Below are 7,743 nucleotides of genomic sequence, written 5' to 3'. Positions count from 1 at the left end.
GGGACTGTTCTAAATTTTGTGTAAGTACTTAATTTTCATTTATCCTTCAGAGGATAATTACAAAAGGTACTTCACATGGATGAAGCAACAATCAAAAGTATGGCTGCCGAATTGGCTAAAGGTCTAAAAACACCAGAAGACTTAAACCAAATGACAGCAGTCTTTAAAAAATTCATGATTGAAACTGCACTCAATACTGAACTTTCAGACCATCTCGGTTATGAAAAGCATCAGCCCAAGAAAGGCTCAAATAGCCGTAATGGGTTTAGTTCTAAAACCATTACAACTCAAGATGGACAACTGGCTTTAGATATTCCCCGTGATCGAGAAGGTTCATTTGAGCCACAAATTATCAAAAAGCACCAAACACGCATCACCAGTATGGATGACCAAATCCTCTCACTGTATGCAAAAGGAATGACTAATAGGGAAATTGTAGCCTTCTTCAAAGAAATGTACGATGCCGATGTGTCAGCATCTCTCATCAGCAAAGTTACCGATGCTGTGATTGAGCAAGTGACTGAGTGGCAAAATAGAGCCTTAGATAGCCTTTATCCTGTTGTCTATCTTGACTGTATTGTTGTCAAAGTCCGTCAGCACTCCAATGTGATTAACAAGTCCGTATACCTTGCTTTAGGCATCAATATGGATGGGCAAAAAGAATTACTGGGTATGTGGATTGCTCAGACAGAAGGTGCCAAATTCTGGCTGTCAGTCATGACAGAGCTAAAAAATCGAGGAGTACAGGACATTCTTGTTGCCTGTGTAGATGGATTAAAAGGCTTCCCTGACGCGATAGCCTCTGTTTACCCTCATACTGATATTCAACTGTGTATCGTGCATGTTGTACGCAATAGCCTGAGATTTGTAAGCTGGAAAGACTACAAAGCTGTTACGTCGGGTCTGAAAGCGATTTATCAGGCAAGTACAGAGGAAAATGCTTTAAAATCCCTAGACATCTTCTGTGATCAATGGAATCACCAGTATCCCAAAATTGGAGAATCCTGGCGGGCCAATTGGGAAAATATCCGAACGATCTTTAGCTATCCAGCCGAAATACGTCATGCAATTTATACAACAAATGCGATTGAGTCGTTGAATAGCGTAATACGCCATTCAACGAAGAAAAGGAAAATCTTTTCATCTGATGACTCAGTAAAGAAGGTCATTTACTTAGCAACATCAAATGCTGCGAAGAAATGGACGATGCCAATTCAAAATTGGCGTTTAGCAATGAATTGGTTTACGATTCAGTTCGATGATCGATTAAAAGATCATTTATAAAAAATGGAACTTACACAAAATAATTTACAGGCTCTGCGGTGGGATCGATCGATGCTTTGTTTGTAAAAGACACCAAGGAAAAACGAGATGAAATGCATGGGACTGTCCGTCTTACTGTGTCGTCTGTGTTAGGGCGCAAATTGGTAGTACCCGCACTAGCAGAATTTGCCACACGTTATCCAGATATTGTCGTGGATTGTGTGCTAACAGATTCACACTCGGATGTGATCGATGAGCGGATAGATATCGGGATCAGATTTGGATTTTTGCCGGACAATCGATATGTGGCAAGGGAATTGGCTAAAGTGAACTTTTATTCTGTGGGTACGCCAGAGTTAATTGATAAGGTCGGAATGCCTAAAAAAATTATTGACCTTGATAAATACCCTCTAACAGCACTATTCGATCATAAAACAGGGCGTTACTGGCCATGGACATTCACCGAAAGTCGAAGCTTCACGCCATCAAAGCCTCGTTTTATTACAGATGATCTAGAAGCTGAATTTCAAGCTATTCTCGCTGGAGTTGGATTCGGACACATGCCTGGATTTCTAGTTTTGCCGTGGCTTAGGAGTGGTAAGCTCATTCAGATACTTCATAAGGAAACCTCTCCCGTTTGGCGCCTGTATTTATATCGTCCACAGCGGGGCCCGACACCTTTGCGAATCCGAGCATTGTTTGATTACTTAGCGGAAGTGTTGGGCCATATAGAAACCTGAATCAGATGGAACTAACTTTTTTCTAGAAAGTAGAAATCAGATAAGACCATCATGTATTTAGAGTAACTACAATTTTTCCTATTTGCTGATTTGATTCAAGATAGCGCTGAGCGTCATGCATGTCCTCAAAGTTAAAGCAACAGTCGATCACTGGACGAAGATATCCTGCACCTATACTGCTAAGAATAAATCGTCTGGCTTGCTCCCTTAGAACAGGATCATGGAGAACCTCAAGGAACAAAAAACCTCGCATGGTTAAGCTCTTGCGTAATGCAACTTTAAGGGGAAATGGTGTGATCTCAGGGCTAAGTGCACCATGCATAACCATAGTTCCTCCTACAGACATCGCTTTTGCAATCTGTTCAATATGAGGCCCTCCTACAGCATCGAAGGCGACATCAAGATGTTCTCCACCTAAACGTAAAACAAGCGCCTCATACAAATCTGGTTCATCTTCAGTGGCTATAACATTTTTAACACCGAGATCCAGTAAACGTTGCTTTTTCTCTATCGTCTGTGTACTTGCAATGACCTTAGCACCCGCTGCTTCAGCTATCTGTATCGCAGCTAGTCCTACGCTACTTGAAGCTGCTGTGATCAAGATCGTTTTTCCTTTCGAAACTCCACCAGCATTGATTACACCACCCCAAGCCGTCAAATACTGCATCCAGATTGAAGAAGCTTCTTCCCAGCTTAAACTATCGGGTTTGTGAACTAAAAAAGTTTCTGGAATCAGAAGTTTGTCCGCATATGTCCCATATTTGGCTAGATTGTCAGTCGGAAGAATCGATACTGCATCTCCTGGAGAAAATTGGCGTACACCTTCACCTATTGCCAGAACTATGCCTGCTCCCTCATATCCCAGACGAGAAGGGAATACTGCCTTTTGAATATAAGTACCACGCCGAAACATTACATCAGCCCGGTTGAGTCCGATCGTTTTCATCTGGATTAGAACTTCTCCTGCTGCTGGTAAAGCAACAGGAAGTGTTTCTAATGTCAGAACATCTGTATCTCCAATACTATTGAAGCGCCAAGTCTTGGCCTGAAGTGCGTTAAATGACATCAATCACGACCTTAATATTGGCAGAGCGATCTTGAACAGCATCATGAGCCTCAATCGCTTGGTCTAGAGTAAAATGACGAGGATCAACAATAGGACGCAGTTTACCTTCCTCAACGAGACGAGTCGCGATCTTAAGGATATCACCATGATGAGCACGGCGATTGCCTGTTAACATCGGCATTAGGACGAATACGCCAGACACTGTGGCACACCGTAGAGATGAACTCGCTAAATTATGATTACCAAATGCAGCACAGCTGGTAATGTGGCCATAGTGAGTTGTCATGGAAAGTGAAGCTTCGAGTACTGGACCACCCACAGTGTCGTAAACAATGTTAAAACCTTGACCCTCAGGGCTTGCAGCAATAATGTCATCGGAAGATGCTGTTGTGTAATCGAGAGGTGTTGCACCGAGTTCTGAAATCAGTGATTGATCAGCTGTACGACCAGTCGCCCAAACATTTGCATCAAGTGCTTTTGCAAGCTGAACAACCATATAACCAACGCCACCAGCACCACCCTGAACCAGTACAGTTTGCCCTGGTTGGACCTTCGCATTATCCACTAAACCTTCCCAAGCGGTGAGGAATGTCAATGGTAGTACTGCTGCCTCGCGCATAGAGATATTCCGTGGCTTTAATGCGATCAGATCAGCATCTGCTACAACATATTCTGCTAAAGAGCCTTGAATACCACGAACGCCACCTATCAGACCGTAAACTTCATCTCCGACGTTGAAGTGGGTGACACCTTCACCAACAGCAGTTACAACCCCAGCCATATCCGTTCCCAACACGGCAGGAAGCTCTGGCATAGCATATGGTGCTTCACCAAGACGAATTTTATAATCAATAGGGTTTACACCACTAGCATGAATACGTACTAGAACTTGCCCAGCCTCTGGTTGAGGTATAGGCAGTTCTACACGTTTAAATTCATGATCACCAAAATTTTCTAGGATAAGAGCATTCATCATCTTATTCATAGTTGTTCCTTATTCTTAACTGGGGGATGATATGCACAGTACCAAAGTAAAATAATCCAATAAATGATATTTATAGGATTTAATAATTCCTAAATAATGAATAATAAATATCATCCGCTTACTAAAAATAGTCTAGTACAGTCTGTAAAGGCATTTTTAATCTAAACTATCGGTAGTATTTTTAAGGTGTGATACGTTCAAAATATCTACAAACTGGCTAAAAGTTGGAAACATAATTCTAAAAGGTCACAGCATAGCATTACAAAGAACATGAGCCAAAATAAAAAAAATGGGAGCTTTAGCTCCCATTTTTTTGTGACTTTCGCATAAGCTCTACTATGTTTATTTAAAAAAATTAAAAATAGAGACAGAAAATTTTCGCTAAAGACCCTTTTGATTTTTCGATTTATAAAAAAATATTGCTTTTTTATACTATGGGGCACTATAGTATAAAAACTAAAAAATAAGGAGGTCTGATGTCTAGGGCATGTCCTCATTTGGCTTTGCACCAAATTAACATGCAAGCAATGTAAATCATAGACTGATAATTTCGTGCAAGCTTATCAAATCGGGTCGCTATCGCTCGGAAATGTTTTAATCTCGCAAAGACATTTTCAACTAGATGACTTAAAGGATATAAATACCGATCAAATTCTTTATTTTCTCTCTTACTATTTGATTTCATTGGGATGATCGGCACAATATTTTGCTTTCTTGGCAATGTCCTAATTTTTTCCGAATCATAACCTTTATCTGCAATCAGATAATCTGCCTCACCAATCAACTGCTCCGCAACTTGGCTGTCATAGAGTTCACCTCCAGTGATTTTAAAATCAATCGGTAATCCATTCGCGTCGGTTGCAAGATGAATTTTTGTGGTTCTTTCACCTCTAGACCGTCCAATTGCTCGCTTGAAACCGTGCCGAGCTCCACTTGCATGCTGATGCGCGCGTATGTAGCTTCCCTCAATGAATACCCATTCTTGATCCAATACGCCTCATAGTTTAAAAAAATTTACCCCACAAGCCCTTACTCGCCCAACGATTAAAGCGGTTATATGCTGTTTTCCAAGGACAAAATTCTTCAGGAATCACGCCATGTTGCATCTGTACATAATTTCCATAAGATGGCTTCCATGATATTTCTACTGTTCTTTGAACAATAACAACCATGAAATGTAAGCGTCCGCTGAATCCCATACCAATTTTTTAATTCGATTTAGGTTTCCAGCAGTGTGGCAGTAACTCTTCAATCTGGGTCACTTTATGTGTCGGTAGCTTTTTCAGCACATCACTTAAATAGGCATACGGATCCAAGCCATTCAGCTTTGCTGACTGGATTAAAGTCATGATATTTGCCGCTCGCTGTCCACTGCGCAGCGAACCTGCAAACAACCAGTTCTTACGGCCCAATGCCCAGGGACGCATTGAGTTCTCTGCCCAGTTATTGTCAATGGGTAGATTGCCATCATCCAGATAGCGGCTTAAGGCTGGCCAACGCTTCAGACTGTAATTGATCGCCTTGGCGGTTGGAGAACTCGATGGCACCGTCAGATCATGTTGGTTGAGCCATTCATACAGTTGTTGCCTCACCGGTTGGCTGTGCTGTTGTCGGTATTCGCGGCGGTGTTCTGCTGTACTATCGGTCTTTTTCCTGAGTTCTGCTTCTATGGCATACAGTTTCTGAATCAGCACTAATGCCTGTTCAGCGATCTGACTTTTCCCGGTCACATGCAGTTCATGAAATTTACGACGTGCATGTGCCATGCAGCCCACCTCAATGACATCGCCTGATTTAAAGCGTGCTTTATAACCACTGTAATCATCACAGACCAGATGGCCCTGCCAGCCATTCAGGAACTCTTCTGCATGCTGACCTGAACGGCTATCCTGAAAGTCATAGATCACCGCTTGAACTGGATTGTACTGTGTGGTGGCATAGGCCCAGACATAACCTTTCTTCGGTTTTTTCTCATTCTCACCCATCCGCATAATGGTGACCGGCGTTTCATCGGCATGGATCACCCGCTGTTGCAGCACCACCTGTTTTAAGGCATTGGCCAGAGGTTCCAGTTCCACACCGCAGCGACCAATCCAGTCAGATAACGTGGATCTGGACAGATCAATGCCCGCCCGCTGATAGATCAGGCGCTGACGGTACAGCGGTAAATGATCGGCATACTTCGATACCAACACATGGCTGAGCAGTTCAGGTGAAGCAATGCCTTTATCAATCACATAGGCTGGCATCGCTTGCTGAGTCAGGGTGTCGCACTGATCACAGACCCATTTGCCACGGATATGCTGTTCCTTATAGAACTGTGCCGGTCTGAAATGCAGTTTTTCACTGACATCTTCGCCGATACGCCGGAGTTGGCATCCACAAGCACATTGGGTTGATGCAGGTTCATGCTCAATACGGATGGTGTGTAGATGATCTGGCAGTGGTCGACGTTTAGGTTTATTGACTGTGGCTTTGTGTGTCACTGCATCGGTTTTATCTGCATTCAGCCGCTCCAGTTCTAGATCAACCGCGGCAATATCTTCTTCAACCGCTTCATCCCACAGATGGATTTGTTTTGCCGTTAAGTGTTCATTCTTTTGGGCGAATTTGTGCTTTTTAAACAGCGCCAGTTCATGCTCGTATTTTTGAGTGAGAATAGAAAGATGTTGAACTTTGGCATCCAATTGCTGGTTTGATTTTTCTAACTCTTGATTTGATTCTGCCAGAGACTGATGCTGCATTGCCAACTGTCTGGTGAATTCCAGCAGTTGTTCATGGGTCAGTTGGCTTAAGTCAGGCAGCGTATTCATGACCGCAGTATGCCTGAGGTCATGAGAAGAATGAAATAGAACGTTTGGAGAATAGCAGAATGGAACAGTCTGGTTTAAAGCATCGTCACCACCTGCTGTCGTCCAATGCGCTGCCAAGGTAAACCCTGGATCAGTGCCTGTAACTGTTCCGGACTTATCGCCATGCTTTCACCCTGGTGAACCTGCGCCCAGTGGAATTTTCCCTGTTCCAGCCGCCGGGCACACAGCCAGATGCCCAGTCCATCATGTACCAGCACTTTCATGCGATGGCCACGTTTATTACAGAACAGGTAAGCACAATGCGGTTTGATGTAGCCAAAGGCTCTCACCACCTGAGCCATGACAATATCCATCCCTGCTCGCATATCCAGAGGTTGGGTAGAAAGCCAGATTTCATCAATGCGGATCATGTTGCAAGTGCCTTGAGTAATTCTGCTAAAGCAGATATTTCTGATACTTGCCATTTCAAGCCAATTTCTGCTTTTGAGTGGGGTAAAGTAATTTGAACCTTTAACATGTCAGTAGGAGTAGGATCTAATGGTGCAGAGCAAGATAAGGCAATAAATGCAGGTTTATTCGGTAGTGGTGAGCGATCATTCCCTGGCTTAGCATCAATTAAGCGAATCCATTTGGATACAAGATTTGTATTCAATCCATGTTGCAAAGCGACCGAAGCAATTGAAACGTCCGGTGCTTTACAAGCCTGAACGATCTGCTGTTTAAATTCAGCACTGTATGTTCTTCGTTTTTTCGCAAGAGATGCGATGGATGTCTGGTGATTTGTAGTCATAAATTTTAGTCCCCACTTGTTTTTAAGTGTGGACTAAATTAAGGCTTATAGGATGAATTCAGAAGGTGTGTTCAGCGGACGCTTAC

The 7,743-nt window shown here is 43.0% G+C and carries 6 protein-coding genes and 2 pseudogenes; 2 read left to right on the top strand and 6 right to left on the bottom strand.

Annotation, left to right across the window (positions count from 1 at the left end; genetic code table 11):
* Positions 1-75: 75 nt before the first annotated feature.
* Together MKL51_RS12630 and MKL51_RS12625 are read left to right on the top strand one after the other, a co-directional pair.
* Complete coding sequence (locus MKL51_RS12630) at positions 76-1,284, top strand: IS256-like element ISAba26 family transposase (protein WP_000343018.1); 1,209 nt, start codon at positions 76-78, stop codon at positions 1,282-1,284.
* 35 nt (positions 1,285-1,319) lie between these two features.
* Positions 1,320-2,003 (top strand): annotated as a pseudogene (locus MKL51_RS12625) (substrate binding domain-containing protein); the annotation flags it as partial.
* 49 nt (positions 2,004-2,052) lie between these two features.
* Here MKL51_RS12625 and MKL51_RS12620 read toward each other — a convergent pair.
* The 6 genes and pseudogenes from MKL51_RS12620 to tnpA form a co-directional block, all read right to left on the bottom strand.
* On the bottom strand, positions 2,053-3,069 hold the full coding sequence (locus MKL51_RS12620; RefSeq protein WP_002126642.1) for a zinc-dependent alcohol dehydrogenase family protein: 1,017 nt from the start codon (positions 3,067-3,069) through the stop codon (positions 2,053-2,055).
* A complete protein-coding gene (locus MKL51_RS12615) occupies positions 3,059-4,054 on the bottom strand; it encodes a zinc-dependent alcohol dehydrogenase family protein (protein ID WP_002126629.1) in 996 nt (331 codons plus the stop codon). Before MKL51_RS12615 ends, MKL51_RS12620 begins: the two co-directional genes overlap by 11 nt.
* 493 nt (positions 4,055-4,547) lie before the next feature.
* Positions 4,548-5,272, bottom strand: a pseudogene (locus MKL51_RS12610) (IS5 family transposase).
* Positions 5,263-6,867: an IS66-like element ISAba46 family transposase gene (locus MKL51_RS12605; protein WP_017402503.1), complete on the bottom strand. Its 1,605-nt coding sequence runs from the start codon at positions 6,865-6,867 to the stop codon at positions 5,263-5,265. Before MKL51_RS12605 ends, MKL51_RS12610 begins: the two are co-directional and overlap by 10 nt.
* A gap of 74 nt (positions 6,868-6,941) precedes the next feature.
* Entirely contained in the window at positions 6,942-7,277 is a 336-nt protein-coding gene (gene tnpB / locus MKL51_RS12600; protein ID WP_004832949.1) for an IS66 family insertion sequence element accessory protein TnpB, read from the bottom strand.
* Positions 7,274-7,657, bottom strand: coding sequence for an IS66-like element accessory protein TnpA (tnpA, locus tag MKL51_RS12595; protein WP_004646130.1), 384 nt, complete (start codon positions 7,655-7,657; stop codon positions 7,274-7,276). Before tnpA ends, tnpB begins: the two co-directional genes overlap by 4 nt.
* Between the last annotated feature and the right edge of the window lie 86 nt (positions 7,658-7,743).

It is taken from the genome of Acinetobacter sp. AOR18_HL (genome assembly GCF_027855145.1).
Lineage (GTDB): Bacteria > Pseudomonadota > Gammaproteobacteria > Pseudomonadales > Moraxellaceae > Acinetobacter > Acinetobacter pittii.
This window is presented reverse-complemented; position numbering and strand designations above follow the sequence as displayed.